General features: G+C 51.7%; 13 protein-coding genes and 1 pseudogene. 7 read left to right on the top strand and 7 right to left on the bottom strand.

What is annotated here, in order from left to right; translation table 11 throughout:
- The first annotated feature begins 118 nt into the window (after positions 1-118).
- From M3090_RS00720 to M3090_RS00695, 6 genes are all read left to right on the top strand, one after another.
- Entirely contained in the window at positions 119-1,030 is a 912-nt protein-coding gene (locus M3090_RS00720; protein ID WP_249053479.1) for a glycosyltransferase family 2 protein, read from the top strand.
- A 107-nt stretch (positions 1,031-1,137) separates the two neighbouring features.
- Positions 1,138-3,018 (top strand): glycosyltransferase, encoded by a 1,881-nt coding sequence (locus M3090_RS15965; RefSeq protein ID WP_249053478.1) that lies wholly within the window; start codon positions 1,138-1,140, stop codon positions 3,016-3,018.
- A 109-nt stretch (positions 3,019-3,127) separates the two neighbouring features.
- Complete coding sequence (locus M3090_RS00710) at positions 3,128-4,534, top strand: undecaprenyl-phosphate glucose phosphotransferase (protein WP_249053477.1); 1,407 nt, start codon at positions 3,128-3,130, stop codon at positions 4,532-4,534.
- A gap of 33 nt (positions 4,535-4,567) precedes the next feature.
- Positions 4,568-6,331, top strand: a complete 1,764-nt coding sequence (locus M3090_RS00705) for a hypothetical protein (RefSeq protein WP_249053476.1) — start codon at positions 4,568-4,570, stop codon at positions 6,329-6,331.
- 160 nt (positions 6,332-6,491) lie between these two features.
- Entirely contained in the window at positions 6,492-6,914 is a 423-nt protein-coding gene (locus M3090_RS00700; protein ID WP_249053475.1) for a helix-turn-helix transcriptional regulator, read from the top strand.
- Complete coding sequence (locus M3090_RS00695; protein WP_249053474.1) at positions 6,911-8,548, top strand: ABC transporter ATP-binding protein; 1,638 nt, start codon at positions 6,911-6,913, stop codon at positions 8,546-8,548. The genes M3090_RS00700 and M3090_RS00695 overlap by 4 nt, the downstream gene beginning before the upstream one ends.
- Before the next feature lie 7 nt (positions 8,549-8,555).
- On the opposite strand, the gene M3090_RS00690 is transcribed toward M3090_RS00695, so the two are convergent.
- The 5 genes from M3090_RS00690 to M3090_RS00670 all read right to left on the bottom strand — a co-directional run bounded on the left by M3090_RS00690 (position 8,556) and on the right by M3090_RS00670 (position 12,631).
- Positions 8,556-8,831, bottom strand: coding sequence for a PqqD family protein (locus tag M3090_RS00690; RefSeq protein WP_249053473.1), 276 nt, complete (start codon positions 8,829-8,831; stop codon positions 8,556-8,558).
- 5 nt (positions 8,832-8,836) lie between these two features.
- A complete protein-coding gene (locus tag M3090_RS00685) occupies positions 8,837-9,370 on the bottom strand; it encodes a hypothetical protein (protein ID WP_249053472.1) in 534 nt (177 codons plus the stop codon).
- Entirely contained in the window at positions 9,348-10,670 is a 1,323-nt protein-coding gene (locus M3090_RS00680; protein ID WP_249053471.1) for an AAA family ATPase, read from the bottom strand. The genes M3090_RS00685 and M3090_RS00680 overlap by 23 nt, the downstream gene beginning before the upstream one ends.
- A gap of 457 nt (positions 10,671-11,127) precedes the next feature.
- The gene (locus M3090_RS00675; protein WP_249053470.1) at positions 11,128-12,408 is read right to left on the bottom strand and encodes a hypothetical protein; all 1,281 of its coding nucleotides are present in this window, start codon (positions 12,406-12,408) and stop codon (positions 11,128-11,130) included.
- Between the two features lie 16 nt (positions 12,409-12,424).
- A complete protein-coding gene (locus M3090_RS00670) occupies positions 12,425-12,631 on the bottom strand; it encodes a hypothetical protein (protein ID WP_249053469.1) in 207 nt (68 codons plus the stop codon).
- A 388-nt stretch (positions 12,632-13,019) separates the two neighbouring features.
- Between M3090_RS00670 and M3090_RS15895 the strand changes: the two are divergent.
- Positions 13,020-13,292: pseudogene (locus tag M3090_RS15895) on the top strand (PD-(D/E)XK nuclease family transposase); the annotation flags it as partial.
- Between the two features lie 208 nt (positions 13,293-13,500).
- Here the strand turns inward: M3090_RS15895 and M3090_RS00660 are convergent.
- Positions 13,501-14,199, bottom strand: coding sequence for a LytR/AlgR family response regulator transcription factor (locus tag M3090_RS00660; protein ID WP_249053468.1), 699 nt, complete (start codon positions 14,197-14,199; stop codon positions 13,501-13,503).
- Positions 14,196-15,260 (bottom strand): sensor histidine kinase, encoded by a 1,065-nt coding sequence (locus M3090_RS00655; RefSeq protein ID WP_249053467.1) that lies wholly within the window; start codon positions 15,258-15,260, stop codon positions 14,196-14,198. The genes M3090_RS00660 and M3090_RS00655 overlap by 4 nt, the downstream gene beginning before the upstream one ends.
- Between the last annotated feature and the right edge of the window lie 25 nt (positions 15,261-15,285).

Below are 15,285 nucleotides of genomic sequence, written 5' to 3'. Positions count from 1 at the left end.
AAAGTAGGAGGTTGTCTTGAGATTCCTCGGCTACGCTCGGAATGACAGAATAATAGTGCCTTTTTATACTGGACATATCTGTTATTATCTTGACTTTTAACGAAGAATAGTAATTTGTATGTGTAACAATTCCATCGCCGCCATCATCCTCACCAAGAACGAGGAAAAACACATTGCCCGTTGCATCCGTTCGTTGCAAGGCGTATGCGAGGAAATTTGGGTGGTCGACTCCTTCAGTACCGACCGGACTTGCGAGATCGCGGGGAAGCTGGGGGCAAAAGTTGTTCAGCATCCGTTTGAAAATCAAGCCAGGCAGTTTAATTGGGCATTGCAGCAGTTGCCGATAGTTACGGATTGGATTTGGAGGGTGGATGCTGATGAGTATGTAGAGTCGGAATTGGCCGCGCAGGTGCTTGGTCGTTTGGCAGAGGCTGATGAGGATATAACTGGTGTATATGTAAATAAAAAGATTTATTTTATGGGCCGGCCTTTGCTGCATGGAGGGTGGTATCCGGCTCCACAGATAAAAATCATACGGAGGGGGTATGGTGCTTGTGAGGATAAATGGATGGATGAACATTTGATTGTGTTTTCCGGCTCAACGATTTACATAGACGCTGACCAGTCAGATGATAATCTGAACGATTTGACTTGGTGGACACAGAAACATAACAACTACGCCAGTCGGGAGGCCGTGAATATGTTGTTGATAGGCTATGGATTGGATAATCAGTCAGCGGAAGTTCGTCCCAGATTCTGGGGCACCGACGCCGAGCGCAAGCGTTGGCTGAAGCTGAAATACGTGAAAACCCCCTTGTTTCTTCGTCCTTTCCTGAATTTTTTCTATCGCTACGGCCTGAGGGGCGGTTTCCTGGATGGGCGGGAAGGCTTTATCTGGCACATCCTGCAAGGCTTTTGGTACCGGATGCTGGTGGATGCCAAGGTCTACGAATTGAAGAAACGTTTCCACTTCGACCCGGATTTAATTAAACAATATCTATTGGATAATTATATTTCTGACCACAGATGAAACACGGATTATGCAGATAATCACGGATGTGATGGTCCATATAAACAATCGGTGACAATCTTCGAGTAATCTGCGTCGTCTGTGGTCAATTTGGTGCGCATCTTGTCGTGAAAATATCCATTATCACAACGTGTTATAACCGCGAGGCCACTATCGCCCAAGCCATCGGGAGCGTGCTGGCACAGACGCATCCGGACATTGAGTACATCGTGGTGGACGGTGCCAGCCGGGACGGCTCGCTGGAGGTCATCCGCAGCTACGGCAACCGTATCGGCCGTCTGCTCTCGGAGCCTGACCACGGCATGTACGAAGCCATCAACAAGGGACTGCGCCTGGCTACGGGCGACGTGGTGGGACTGTTGCACTCGGACGATTTCCTGTTCGACCGGCACGTTGTGGCCGACATTGCCGCCTGTTTCGAAAGGACCGGAGCCGATTTGGTGTATGGCAACGGGTTGTTTGTCGATGCAAGAGATACGGAACGGGTGGTGCGCGATTGGGTGAGCGGGCCGTATCGGCGCTGGAAGGTGGCGTGTGGCTGGTTGCCTCTGCATCCCACGGTGTACATCCGGCGGGAGGTGATGGAGAAGGTCGGGGCGTATGACGAGCATTATAAGATTGCCGCAGATACGGATTTCCTGTTGCGTTGTCTGTATGAGAGGCACTTACGGGTAGCCTATCTCGACCGTTACGTGGTGCGGATGCGCATGGGGGGGCTGTCTACCGATAAGGCCCGCCGCAGGCAGATGTGGCGCGAAGATGTGGAGATTTACCGCCGTCACGGCTTCCCGGGTGTGTTGCTGAAATTGCTGAAGATGGGCTGGAAGGTGCCGCAGTTTCTCTCAGTTAACAAGTTGACAAGGGGACGAGTTAATAAGTTGACAAGGGGACGAGTTGACGAGGGGACAAGGCTTCAGGCAACTGAGACCTTGTTAACTTGTCTCTCGTCAACTCGTCAACTCGTTCCCTTGTCAACTTTTTTCTATTTCCTCCGCCTGGGCCTTTGGGGTGAAACTCCGGAGGAAGAGGAGATGCCTTTGGATGAAGGCGACTGGCAGCGGCTCTTTGCACTGAGCCGCGAACAGGCCGTGTCGGGCCTGTGGATAGACGGCGTGTCGCAGACGGCGTGTCGTCCTTCGGAGGCTTTGTGGACGCAGTGCATTTTCCATCTGTTGCACATCGAGCGGATGAATGTTTCGCTGGCCAGGGCTGAAAAAGCGTGGCTGGACAGGCTGGTGGTCCGAGGGATAGAGGCCGAAGTGTTCAAGGGCAGTTCGGTGGCCTGTTGGTATCGCAAGCCACAGTATCGCAGTTATGGCGACATCGACCTCGTGGTGCGCCGGGGATGGGAACGTGTGGAGGCCTTTCTGCGGGAGGCCGGTTACGTCTATCGGCACGAAGAGGACAGCCTGGCTTTGCAGGACGGGCGGGTGGCGGTGGAGCTGCATCCCTGTCGGGAGACGGTGTATAATCCCTTTCTGAATGTCCGTCTGCAACGGATGCTGGCGGCCGACCGGTGGGGCGTGGAGCTGTATGTAGCCTGCCTGCTTTTGCACGTGCGGCGTCATGTGCTGAGCTATGGCATCGGCCTGAAGCAAGTGTGCGACGTGGCGGTAATGCTCCGTCGGGCGCCGTTGGACGGAAGAAAGCTGGCGGAGGTGTTGAGAAGATTGCATCTGGTGAGGTTTAGCCGGGCGTTGTTCGGGTTTATGGAAGCCCGTTTGGGAGAAGGCTTCCGCTTTCCTTTCCCGCCCCTGCATGGCCGCCCGGAACGGTTGCTGGAAGACATCTTGTTCAAAGACGGTTACCGGTTGAAGATGGAGCGGGAAGCCCTTTCGGCCGACAGACGGCAGGCTTGGAAACGGATTGGCGGCAATGCTTGCTTCTGGCTGGTCCGCAGTGTCCGCTTGTGGCGGTTGATGCCGGGCGAGGCTTTCTTCTTTTTGTGTCAGAAGGCTGCCGGGCGTCTGTTCGGACGCGGACATTGAAATGTCTGGACAAGGATTGGACAATTTAGCAACAGGCAGTGACTATCTGTCTATCCATGCTTTGGTTTTTTCTTTTCCTTTGCGCGCAAAACGAAGCTGAACGGCAAGCATGATAAGGATGCAATCATATAATCAGTTGGTTGAAGTCACGGTCATCACGTTGGAAACGTTGCTGTGCGGCGCTGCGTTCCAGCTCTTTTGTCTGTTGCTGGACAACACGCATTGGGCAAAGGTGCTGAACGCACCGAAACTGCAAATCGTGTTGACGCTGATGCTGTGTTACTTGTTGTGCAGTGCCCAGCGTTCCGTCATGTTGTACAAGCGGAAGGTGTATGCCTATCAGATTGTGACGGTGGTGTGTTGGAATGTCTGTTCGTATGCGGTATTGGCGGGCGTCATCCTGGCCATCGGCGACTACATGGACGTGTGGTCTTATTTCTTTGCCGGCTACATCGGCTTCTTGTTTGTCTGTATGCTGGCTTTCCGTTTGGGGTTCCGTTTTGCCATCAAGCGCGTGCGCTTGGGCGGGAAAGACCGCCGGGAAGTGTTGCTGGTGGGAAGCACGGAAAACAACCTGCAACTTTATTATGAACTGACCTCGGAGACGTGGGCCGGTTATGATGTGGCAGGGTATTTCGACAACGCTCCGAATCCCGATTTCCCGAAGGAGTGTCCTTATCGGGGAAAGCCGCAAGCGATTATTGACTTTTTGAAGGCTCACGGGCGCATCCGGGATGTGTTCTGTTGTCTGCCGCCGGCAGAGAAGGATATCATCTTGCAGCTCATCAATTATTGCGAGAACCACCTGGTGCATTTTTACAGTGTGCCGGACGTGCATAACTATTTTCAGAACCAGATGTATCTGGAACGGATAGGGATGGTGCCTTATTTGACGTTGCGGCGCGAACCGTTGAGCCGGCTGGGCAACCAGGTGCTGAAGCGGAGTTTCGACATCGTGTTTTCGCTCTTGTTTCTGTGCACGTTGTTTCCTGTCATCTGGCTGGTGGTGGCCGTTGTGACCAAAAGCACGATGCCGGGGCCCGTGTTCTTCCGCCAGAAACGGAACGGGCTGGACGACAAGGAATTTTACTGTTACAAGTTCCGCAGTATGCGGGTGAATATGGAGGCAGATAACGTGCAGGCCACGCGGGACGACCCGAGGGTCACGCGTTGGGGGCACTTTCTGCGCAGAAGCAACCTGGACGAGACGCCTCAGTTTTTCAACGTGCTGCGGGGAGACATGAGCATCGTGGGCCCCCGGCCGCACATGCTGAAACATACGGAGGAGTATTCGAAGCTGATTAACAAATACATGGTGCGGCATTATGTGAGGCCGGGCATCACGGGTTGGAGCCAAGTGTCCGGCTTCCGTGGCGAGACCAAGGCTTTGGGCGACATGGAGAACCGGATACGCAACGACATCTGGTACATCGAGCACTGGAGCTTTATGCTGGACTTGTATATTATATATAAGACAATGGCCAATGCTATCCGGGGAGAGGAGAATGCATATTAATAATTAAACAAACCTTCAAATAATAGAGTTAAGATGAAAAAATTTACAGCTTGTGTGATGCTGTTGCTGCTCTTTTGCTGCGGCGGCATCCATGCACAGACAGTCGAGGCAGACACTGTGGTAGGAGATGCGAGCCCGGTTGTACAACCGACGGAAGACCGCTACCGGGTGGTGACCAACCGTTTCTGGGACAACTGGTTTGTCTTGGGAAGCGTGGGCGGCCATGCCTTTTTCGGTGATTACGGTACGGTGGGAGATTTCAAAGGAAAACTGTCACCCGATTTCAATGTAGGTGTCGGTAAGTGGTTCACGCCGGGCATTGGTGTGAAGCTGCAGTTTGGAATCGGCAATTCCAGGGGATTCAGCAAAGAGGAGAACATGTTTACACAAGGCGAAAGCATGTTGGCAGATGACGGAACGCCTTATTGGGAGACCAAGTACAAATGGTGGGACTTGAACGCCAACGTCATGTTCAACCTCTCCCGCCTTTTCTGTGGATACGAGGGCATCAATTCAGATAAATTGATGAACCAGTTCATCCTGTCCGCCGGCCTGGGTGCATTGCATCATTACGGCATTTCGGCGCAGCGCAATGAATGGGCCGGACACCTGGAGTTGCAGTACAGTCGTTTCTTTACAAAGAAGAAAGCTGTTTCGCTGGACGTAAAGCTATATACGACGTTGTTTCAGACCAATTTCGACGGAGTGACTATCAAGCAAACCGGCGAAGGCAGCAAGTGGTTCGACAGCAACGTGGGCATCCGCGTGGGGCTGACGTATTACTTCAAGAAGCGTGGCTGGGAGCGTTGCGTGGCTTGCCCGGCACCGGTGTATATCGTGGAACCGGCTCCTGTGACCAATGTCGTGGAGACGAAATGTCCGGAGTATAAGTCTTTCGTGTTCTACGTGTTCTTCCCCAACAACTATTCCGGTCGTGACGATGCGCCTATCGTAGAAGGTGATGCCGTCAATGCCATCGACTACCTGGCATCGGGCATCTTCACGCAGAAGAAGTTCGTGGACGACGGACAGGTGGCTTCGCGCCTGAAGTCCGGCGCTTCGTTGAATCGGTTGGCTACGACGGATGTGCCGACAGGCAAGGCCAATGCCGAGGTTTCGTCCGACGGAGTGGCACGTGGCTATGAGATGAGCAAGAGCCCGATTTCGCTGGAGATGGATGCTGCCAGCCTGGAGGCTTTCAAGGCCCGTGAAGGGTATTACTACGCACCGGTGTACGGTGGAAACAAGACGTGGTACTACCGTGTGGACGATGAAACCAAGAACCAGAGCCTGCTGAGCGGCGACAATTACAAGGAGACTGCTTCGTATGCCCTGAATGCCCATGACGGTTTGGAAGTGGTGAAGCAGAACATGAAAGCCGATCCCGAGTCTGATACCTACAGTTTTGCCGATGTCTATGCAGCCATCGAGGGAGAGGGCGGCTACGTCGGTGCGTGTGCCGATTCGGCAACTGTACGTGCCATAAAAGATATCTTCGAGAATGGACGTATCTTGTATGTGCAGGCCGAGGGACTGGCTACCAGCCAAGACAATTATACGGGGGCTGATGCTGCCAACATCGGCCACGAACGCAACAAGACACTGGCCTTCAACCGTGCCTACACGGTTGTGAAGTGGCTGAAAGGAAATGAGAATTTCCGGAAAGTCGTAGGAAATAACTTTTCACTCAATGCCTTAACGGACCCGATTGCCACAGTGACCGACGAAAGCACGCGGGGATTGAACGCCAAACTGAACCGCTGTGTGAAAGTCAAGGTGCACTACGTAATCGAGTAAATATGGGTCATAATCGTTGTGAAACGATTTTTTGCTTCTTCCGTGCCAAGTGTGGCCGGAAGAACCGTTTGTTTGTTTTGTTTGCAGAGGGTGCCCATCGGGCACCCTCGTTTTTGAATGAAAGGATAAAGGATGTATGAAAAAGACTTTCGATAATGCGGTGCTACTCCCCGAAATCCAGCAGCTTGTGCGTCAGGGCTATGCCGTGACCATACCGGTGCGGGGCAACAGCATGCTGCCGTTTCTGGCCGATGGGCGCGACGCCGTTGTCTTGTGTGCGTACGAAGCGTCGTCTTTGCGCGTCGGGGCGCTGGCTCTGGTGCGGGCGGGCGACGGGCGCATCGTGTTGCACCGCATTGTTCGTCAGGACGGGCAGCGGTTGTGGCTGCAAGGTGACGGCAATGTGCATCAGACAGAAGAGGCTTCAGCCGCCGATGTGTTGGCCGTGGCGGTGTCGGTTGTACGCAAGGGGCGCACGTATCCCGTCAGCGGCCGGGCGTGGCGCATCTACTCGTGGTGCTGGCTGCATCTGGGGTGTTGGCGGCGTTATGTGCTGGCGGTGTATAGGAGGTTGGCGTTATGAGGGGGTGGTTTAAGAAAGAAAGTCTGGCCTATCTGTGGGGAGCCTCCGCCGGATGGAGGCGCAGTATCCTGCTGGACAGCCTGGTGGGCGTATGCTCTGTGCTGTTGTCACTGACATTCATCTATGTTTCCAAGCTGGCGATAGACGTGGCGACGGGAGCGGTTGCAGGCATCCGCTTGTGGCAAGCCGGGGCCGGATTGCTGCTTCTGCTGCTGTTGCAGTTGGGATGCAACGTGTGCGAGGGGTGGATTGGCGTGCGTATGCAGGTAGGTGCGGGCAACGGGCTGCGGCATCGTCTGTTCGCCCATCTGCTGTATAGCCGTTGGAACGAGCTGGAACGGTTTCACACGGGCGACGTCGTGAACCGCGTCGAGCGGGACGTCTCGGCTGTTGTGAGCTTGCTGACGGTCTCCGTCCCCTCCCTGCTGATTGTGAGTGTGCAACTGCTGGCGGCCTTCGCTTTCTTTTGCCTGCTGGACCCCTGGCTGCCTTGGGCCGTAGTGGCCGTGATGCCCTTGTTCCTGCCGGTTGCACGTTTCTATATGCGGCGCATGAACCGGTACACGCATGCCATCCGGCAGAGCGACAGCCATATACAGTCGTTGATACAGGAAAGTTTGCAGCACCGACTGGTGGTCAAGGCTTTGGAGCAGAACCGCCGGCACGTGGGCCGGTTGGACGAGCGGCAACAGGAATGGAGCGGCCAGGTCATGCAGCGCACCCGTTTCTCGCTGGCCTCGCGCCTGCTGGTTTCGCTGGCCTTTTCCGGCGGCTATCTGATAGCATTCTTGTGGGGGACGGTGCAACTGGGCGAAGGGCTGATAACCTTCGGCACGATGGCCGCTTTCCTGCAACTGGTGGGCAAGATACAACAGCCGGTTTTGGGGCTGGCACGCCTGCTTCCGGCCTTTGCCGAAGCCTTCACGGCTGCCGACCGTTTGCTGGAACTGGAACATGTATCGGTGGAGGATGCGGCAGAACCGCTTCGTTTCCGCGAACCGCCTGCTGTGGAAATCCGCGACCTGACGTTCCGCTATTCTCCCGGCGACCGGGCCGTGTTCACACGTTTCTCCTGCGATTTCCCTGCCGGCAGTTGCACGGCCGTGGTGGGAGAAACCGGCAAAGGGAAAACGACCCTCGTGCGTCTGCTGCTGGCGCTGGTCGCTCCCGAGCAGGGAACGGCCTGCCTGCGCGTGGGGCAGCGCGTCTGCCCCTTGTCGGCCGAAACCCGCTGCAACTTCACCTATGTGCCGCAGGGCAACACCCTGTTCAGCGGCACCGTGCGCGACAACCTGCGGATGGGCAATCCGCAAGCCACGGACGAAGACATGTGCCGAGCCCTGCGGACAGCCGTGGCCGATTTTGTCTTTACCCTGCCCGGCGGCCTCGATGCAAGCCTGGGCGAGCAAGGGGGAGGGCTGAGCGAAGGACAGGCACAACGCATCGCCATCGCCCGTGCTTTGCTCCGTCCTGCCGGCATCCTGCTGCTGGACGAGGCCACCTCGGCGCTTGACCCCGACACGGAACGGCAATTCCTCACCCGCCTGAAGCACGACTACGCCGGCCGGACCGTCATTTTTGTCACCCACCACGAGGCCGTGGCCGCCGGTTGCGAGCGGGTCGTCCGCCTCTGATTCCTCCTTATTCGAGTACGGCCACTCCCTGCTCCTCCAGTTGCCGAAGCAATTCCTGCACGTCCCTCCGTGCCACCTCCATGTCCACCTCATAGTTCTCGGCCAGCCGTAGCGCCAGTTCCTCGTCCGTGGCCGCCTGCTTCTTCAGTTCGTTGATGAGGAACGCCGATGTCTCGTTCAGCATCAGCATCTTCGAGAAATTGATTTGTTCTCCGCCGCCAATCAGGATTTGCTCGCCGGCGATGTCGTGGACCAGGAAGTCCGGTTTAAGGGTTGCTTTCATAGAAGTTATGGTGAAATAAAATATCTTTCGTAGAAATCACATACTCGGTATGGAATGATCTGCCAGTCTTTAGCCATCAATAGTTTACGGAGTTTGTTAGATTGCTGCTGGTAGTTCCGGTTTTTCAGCAAAACGACTTTCTCCTCTTCGGTGTGGCAGAAGTTTCCGCAAGACTGCAACAAGAGCTTTGAATATTCTATTTTTTTGATGATACTTTTAGCAATGTTTGCCACATTGTCCACGTCTAACTTGGCTTCTACTAATAGCAGCCAATCTTTTTCCAGGCAAACGACGAAATCCACTGTCTTGTCCCGTGATGAACCCTTTTTCTTTTTTATTTCGACGCGATCGAGATTTAAAGCCATTTCCTTGTCAAAGGGGCATGTCTTCTCTTCGTAATTCTCGGCTTTCAGGATATCGCTTATCAGTTCTATGCATTCAGCCATGAGCGGTTCTCCTGATGCGAACCGCAGTATGCCATCATTCCCCTTGAAATGGTGTTCCGATGGATTCTTCTCACATTTTTTCTTGATTGGCATACAGGTCTAATTTTTCGAACGATTTGTTGAATGACTCGAAAATAGGTTCAATGTCGTGCCCTAACGCTTTGAAATGGAAAAGGAATTTGTTCTTCTCGTCTTGTTCTTCCTCTGCTACGTAGAAACCTACGGCGGGCAGGCATTTCTCTTTCTCTGCGATGTATCTGATGGCGCTGACCATGTCGGTGCTATGGCTGGCAATGAAGAACTTTACTCCGACCCTTTTATGTAGCAAAACAATCAGGCGCGCATATTCCACAATCCATTGCGGATGCAGATGGGCTTCCGGTTCATCGATAATCAACAAGGTGTTCTCGTCTAAGAAACGGTTCTTTAACAGGAGTTGCAGCACGGCGAATGACTTGATGCCCGTGGCGCACTCTTGCAGGTCGAAACTTTGCCCGTCTTTTCTCGTATAGATGAATCCTTGGATAAGGTTGTCCTCATCGTAGGCGGCATCCCCTCCGATGATTTCATTCTTGATGATGTCGTTGATGCTTCTTTTGTAGCCTCTTCGGGGTGGTTGCTTGAGCAAGGTGTTCAATTCGTCCCAATAGGCTGGTTGCCCGGAATAGGGCTTCATGCCTATGAGCATGGGCGTGTCAATGTAGGCCACTTTTTTGATATAGTGCAGTAGGGGTATAGCCGATATGCGTCCGCCAAAGATGGTTTCGCCGTATTCTTTGACCGTGACGTTGGACGACAAGTCTGCGTCAAACACGTCGTAGATGCTCTCGCGCAACAATTTGTAGGGGCGTTGTATGGTTTCCTGTTCGGCTTTGGATACATAGTCTGCTATCCGGCTGAGCAGTGTGTCCAGCAGTTTCCGGAAGTCTTTGTCATTGTTGGCTTTCGTTGTTGACTGGAGAATATAGCGCAACCGTTGCGAGAGGAGGGACTTTCCTTCTTCCTGCAGGCTTTCTTCCATGTTCAGGAACTCCGAGCATAGGCTTCGGGCGCTTTCCAAAAAGGCGCGTGCATTTTCCAAATGGGTGAGGGGAGGGAACTTGTGGCGTGGGACGTTTCTGCGGGCAGACGAACCTATGGCATTCCTGGAATAATACATGGCCATCCGGAGTTGTTCCAGCACGCTACGGTAAGAATAGAGTTGCTCGTTTACACGGGCCAATGCCAACTCGTCGAAGGCATTGGCATTCCGGAACAAGTAGTATAACAACCGGGACAAGGTGCTTTTCCCGCATCCGTTTATGCCGGAAACCACCGTAATGCCGTCCAGCGAGATGTCTGCCTGATGGATGGCGCGCAAGTCTTTGACTGATAATTCGACGTACTTGTTCATGTTCGATTCCCCTCCTGTTTATTTTGCAAAGTAATGTTTTTTTCTTGGCTTTGCCAAATGAAAGGCGGTTTTATTCCGTGTGCTTGGTCGAATGAATGGAAAATCCTTTCATCCCGGGCGCAGCCGAGGGGGCTTACTATGCCCGGCTTGCTGCTGCCGCCACCGTTGCCTGCCGATGGCTGTATCGTTGCCCGATGATGGCGGCATCGCAGGGCGATGATGGCGGCAGTGTTTGGGAACCTTTACAAAAAGAGGGAAAGGGGATGCGCCATACTGCTTGTTATGAGGCATCCCCTTTTCCCGTTGTGGGAGGTATTTGTTTCCCTGTCTGTCTGTCATGTTGAGCGGAGCGCAGCGTAGTCGAAACATCTCGCTAAAAATATCTGCTTATGCTGCACATCGTGGAATCCCTCAGCTACGGGAACAGGGAAAACTATAACTTTACTCTTTTAAAAAATTATTGAATGAAAAATACTTTTCCAGGTTTAATATCTAATTTTTGAGGTTCTTTCCAATAATTACTTTTTGTGTTGGCATCTGTAGATTTTGGAAAAGCTTTAAGCAATTCGTCCACATCATACACGAGAACAATTACTTGTGTCGTGTTAAATTCAGGAGTACCAGTTGACCAATCATAGCTAAAATATTTTGCACCAGAATCGCTACTGGGATCTGTATTGTTATCTTTTATAAAGACATAAGAATAAAAAGGATCTTCATTATGCTCATCATAAGGAGTAATTAAATATTTGCTATTTGCAGTAGACACACCAAATCCTGTGAAATTTTGTGTAACAGTACCTTCTGTACGTGCATAGGTCACAGGAGTAAAACCTGTATATTCTTGTTCATTAGTTACATAGTAACCATCGGAATGTCCTTCTTTGTAGCTTGCAATTCCTGTATTTACATTGTAGAAATTGCTAAAGCAAGGGCCAATATATAGTTTCCCGTTCCATTCTTCTAATGAATGTCCTGTCTTGTCTACAAAATCATCTTCTTCTATAATATAATATTCATTTGTTCCTACATTTCCTGTACCTGGAAGAGTAAACGATGGAGCATCTAATTCTGTGAACAGAAAATATATTCTAAATGCAGAACATTTCCTTTTCATTACAAGTTCTTCACTTAGCCCATTTTCTCCTGTTATTAAGTCCGAAATCTTGTAATTTTTCTCGCTCCTATATAATTCCTTATTTTTTTGGGCATCTCTAATTAAAACTGATTGTCCAGTCACTGGGGATGCTTCTTCAGAGGTACCTTCCCATACTTCGTCCGGAATAGATGAAAAATATATTTGTTCATCTGCATTAAATGTTACCTCTCCTTTAGGTTGCCCCTCAGCATCTAAACCATTAATTAATGTTATAGTTCCATCTTCATTCTTTCTAATTTCAAACTGAAAGCCATCGCAACCGTTACAGCTAGGTAAATCATTTCTTATATTATACCTAACCCATTTATCTGCATCTGTAGTTGAATGAATATAAATGTAGTCATTCTGTAAAGGAGGATCTACAACTCCTCCATCTGGGTCGTCCGGTTCTGGATCGTATTTAGCCGTAAAGACACCTACTCCATCTATGGCTTTTGTTTGGGCATTAGCTGCTTCTTCTACTTGCAGGAATAGTATTCGTGTATACTCTCCTGGCTCAATATTTATTTCGTCATTTGATTTTGTACATCCCATTATTAACAAGCAAACAATGAGGCTTGATATGTATTTACTATTCATAAGCCGAAAAATTAAATTAGAATCCTCGTTCTTTTGTCGTTTCATTAAAATCTTCCCAATCAATTTCTCCCCTGAATGTATTGATTTTAATTTCAGATCTACCGACTTCAGAGGTAATGTTGCATGTGCTAAGAAGCATAACACTATTATCGCACACCGCCTCATTGAAGTCCCATTCCGCGACCCGCATCTCCGGTTTCACGTATTTCTTCTTTTTCTCCATAGATATATCTCTCTTTTTATTATTACACTTCTGTTTTCAGCGTGGCAAAAGTAGAGAATCGCCTCTTGACAGATGGGGCAAATAGTCACGATGTGTTGCCAAAAAGTCCCGATGCTGCTTGGGGGCTTTAGGGGTGAGCTTTTTCCTCTGTCGGGCATGGTTGTCGGCAGTCCGGAACCGTATCTGGGTTCTACCAAAGTCGTACCTCGCTCTTACCTGGTCCGTACCTCGTCCTTGTGTATACACAAGGACGAGGTACGGACCAGGTGGGACGGAGAAACGATTTTGGCAGGATGGAGCCGGGCAGGTTTTTGAAAATAAACGGGGAAAGTTGCCGGGGTGAGTTTTTATGCGTATATTTGCGGCAGTTGAATAATCGGAATGACTTATGCCACTGGAAGGATTACACGAGAGATACGTCAATTTCTATACCGACTTTGCTTTCAAGAAGCTGTTCGGCACGGAGGTGAACAAGGAGCTGTTGCGCAGTTTCTTGAACTCGCTGTTGGACGGTCAGGAGGTCATCACCAACCTGACTTACCTGAACAGCGAGCAGCTGGGTACGCAGGAACTTGACCGGAAGGCCGTGTTCGATGTTTATTGCGAGAACGACCGGGGCGAGAAGTTCCTGGCGGAATACGAAGACAGCCTCAAGGCTTTCCGTGACTGGTACAGCGTGCTGTCCACGGCAGAACACAAGGGCTTTGCATTGGGCATGGAGGAAGGCATGGCAAAGGGGGGGAAAGAACAAAGCCCTTGCCATCGCCAAAGAAATGTTGTCGGACGGAATGTCTGTGGATAGTGTGGCCCGTTATACGAACCTGCCTGTTGAAGACATAGAGCAATTGCAGAAGCTATGATTCCGGGCTTCAGCTTCTTTTCTCCAGATACTCTTGAAACACCTGTTTATAGCTGTCGCTGATGGGTATATAGGTCTTGCCGAAGACGATGCGTCCTCGGTCGATAACCCGTATCTTATCTTTGCGGATAATGTAAGAGCGGTGCACGCGCATGAACTGCGAGGGAGGCAGGAGGTCTTCCATGGCTTTCATGCTCATCAGTGACAGTACGGGCTTGGGGTTGTCTTCTTCGTAAATCTTGATGTAGTCCTTCAGCCCTTCGACGTAAAGGATTTTCCGCAGTTCTATCTGCACCAGTTTGTATTCGCTTTTCACGAAGATGCTGTCTATTTCGTCTTGGGGCGTGCGGTGCATCAGTTCGTGCTGGTGCAGGGCTTTGTTGGCGGCCTGCAGGAAGTCGGGGTAGGAGATGGGCTTTAGCAGGTAGTCAATGGCATTGACCTTGTAGCCGTCGATGGCATATTGGTCGAAGGCTGTCGTAAAGATAATGCACGTTTCGGGCGGAAGCATACGCGAGAACTCCAGCCCGTTCAGTTCGGGCATTTGGATGTCCAGGAATATCAGGTCGACTTGTTGGTTGGCCAGTTCTTTCATGGCTTGTACGGCGCTGGAGTATTTTCCGGCCAGTTCCAGGAACGGGGTCTTTCTGACATAGCTTTCCAGGAGGTCCAAAGCCAAAGGCTCATCATCTACGACGATACATTTCATACTGTCTTTATGGTTAGTTGGGAATAATATTCTTTCTTGTCTGGGCTGACTCCCTGCTTCCAGGAGTATCGGCCGGGATAGGAGAGGTCCAGGCGTTTCTGCACCTGTTCCAGTCCGATGCCGCTTCCACTTTTGTCAGTTTGTGTCTTGGGGTGATAACTGTTCTGTATATCGCAGCATATCTTTCCGGGGCTTTCGCTGAAATGGATGCGGATGAAGCTGGGCTCCGTGGGCGATATGCCGTGCTTGAACGCGTTCTCTATCAGCGATATGAAGATGAGGGGCGCAATCTCGGTGCGGCTGTCCGGGCGTATGTCGAAGCAGGTTTCCACGCTGACATTGGCTGCCAGGCGGATGCGCATCAGTTCGATGTAGTTGCGGATGAAGTCCATCTCCTTATCCAGTGTGACAGTTTTCTGCTGGTTTTCGTAGAGCACATAGCGCAGCAGGCGGCTCAGTTCCTGCACGGCTGTCTGTGCCTTGTCGGCGTCGAAGGCGATGAGGGCATAGATGTTGTTCAGTGTGTTGAGCAGGAAGTGTGGGTTGAGTTGGTTGCGCAGGTTCTTCAGCTCGGCTTCCGTGCGGCTTTTCTCGGCTTCGCGGCGGGCACCTTCTATCTGTGCCCAGCGTTTGCTCAGCCGGATGGCGGTGCTCAAGCCTACGGTGAGCACCATGGAGAAAGCGTCGCGCAGGAGGAAAAGCCACTTGGGTGGTCCGATGTGGAACGGTTTGTCAGGTCTGCCAGGCGGCTGGTGGCGGAACATGTATTCCTGCCAGAGATGCGAACCGAATGCCAGGCAGGCAATCAGTACGATATTTATCAGGATATACTCTTTTGTCCGTCCGCCGAATAGGTAGCGGGGGATGAGGAAGAGATAGTTGATATAGAACACGATGAGAAACGTCAAGGGCACGATGCTGCCGTGGCGCAGGTAGTCTCCCCATGTGAGGTTGACTCCGCTGCGGCTCATCATCAGGTAGGGGAAGCCGAAGACGATGCCCCAGCCGATGATGTGGATGGCGGCTTCGATGTAGCGCAGATGAGTGTCAGTCTGTTTCATACGGCAAAGATAGTGATTTGTTGGT

Source organism: Bacteroides sp. ET71 (assembly GCF_023336905.1).
Lineage (GTDB): Bacteria > Bacteroidota > Bacteroidia > Bacteroidales > Bacteroidaceae > Bacteroides.
Note: the sequence above shows the minus strand (reverse complement) of the source record. Positions and strands in the feature narration are given on the sequence as shown.

Bases quoted from the DNA above. Each gene is read 5' to 3' on its own strand.
- M3090_RS00720 (WP_249053479.1), top strand. From the start codon at position 119: ATGTGTAACAATTCCATCGCCGCCATCATCCTCACCAAGAACGAGGAA.
- M3090_RS00710 (WP_249053477.1), top strand. From the start codon at position 3,128: ATGATAAGGATGCAATCATATAATCAGTTGGTTGAAGTCACGGTCATC.
- M3090_RS00705 (WP_249053476.1), top strand. From the start codon at position 4,568: ATGAAAAAATTTACAGCTTGTGTGATGCTGTTGCTGCTCTTTTGCTGC.
- M3090_RS00695 (WP_249053474.1), top strand. From the start codon at position 6,911: ATGAGGGGGTGGTTTAAGAAAGAAAGTCTGGCCTATCTGTGGGGAGCC.
- M3090_RS00690 (WP_249053473.1), bottom strand. From the start codon at position 8,831: ATGAAAGCAACCCTTAAACCGGACTTCCTGGTCCACGACATCGCCGGC.
- M3090_RS00685 (WP_249053472.1), bottom strand. From the start codon at position 9,370: ATGCCAATCAAGAAAAAATGTGAGAAGAATCCATCGGAACACCATTTC.
- M3090_RS00680 (WP_249053471.1), bottom strand. From the start codon at position 10,670: ATGAACAAGTACGTCGAATTATCAGTCAAAGACTTGCGCGCCATCCAT.
- M3090_RS00675 (WP_249053470.1), bottom strand. From the start codon at position 12,408: ATGAATAGTAAATACATATCAAGCCTCATTGTTTGCTTGTTAATAATG.
- M3090_RS00670 (WP_249053469.1), bottom strand. From the start codon at position 12,631: ATGGAGAAAAAGAAGAAATACGTGAAACCGGAGATGCGGGTCGCGGAA.
- M3090_RS00660 (WP_249053468.1), bottom strand. From the start codon at position 14,199: ATGAAATGTATCGTCGTAGATGATGAGCCTTTGGCTTTGGACCTCCTG.
- M3090_RS00655 (WP_249053467.1), bottom strand. From the start codon at position 15,260: ATGAAACAGACTGACACTCATCTGCGCTACATCGAAGCCGCCATCCAC.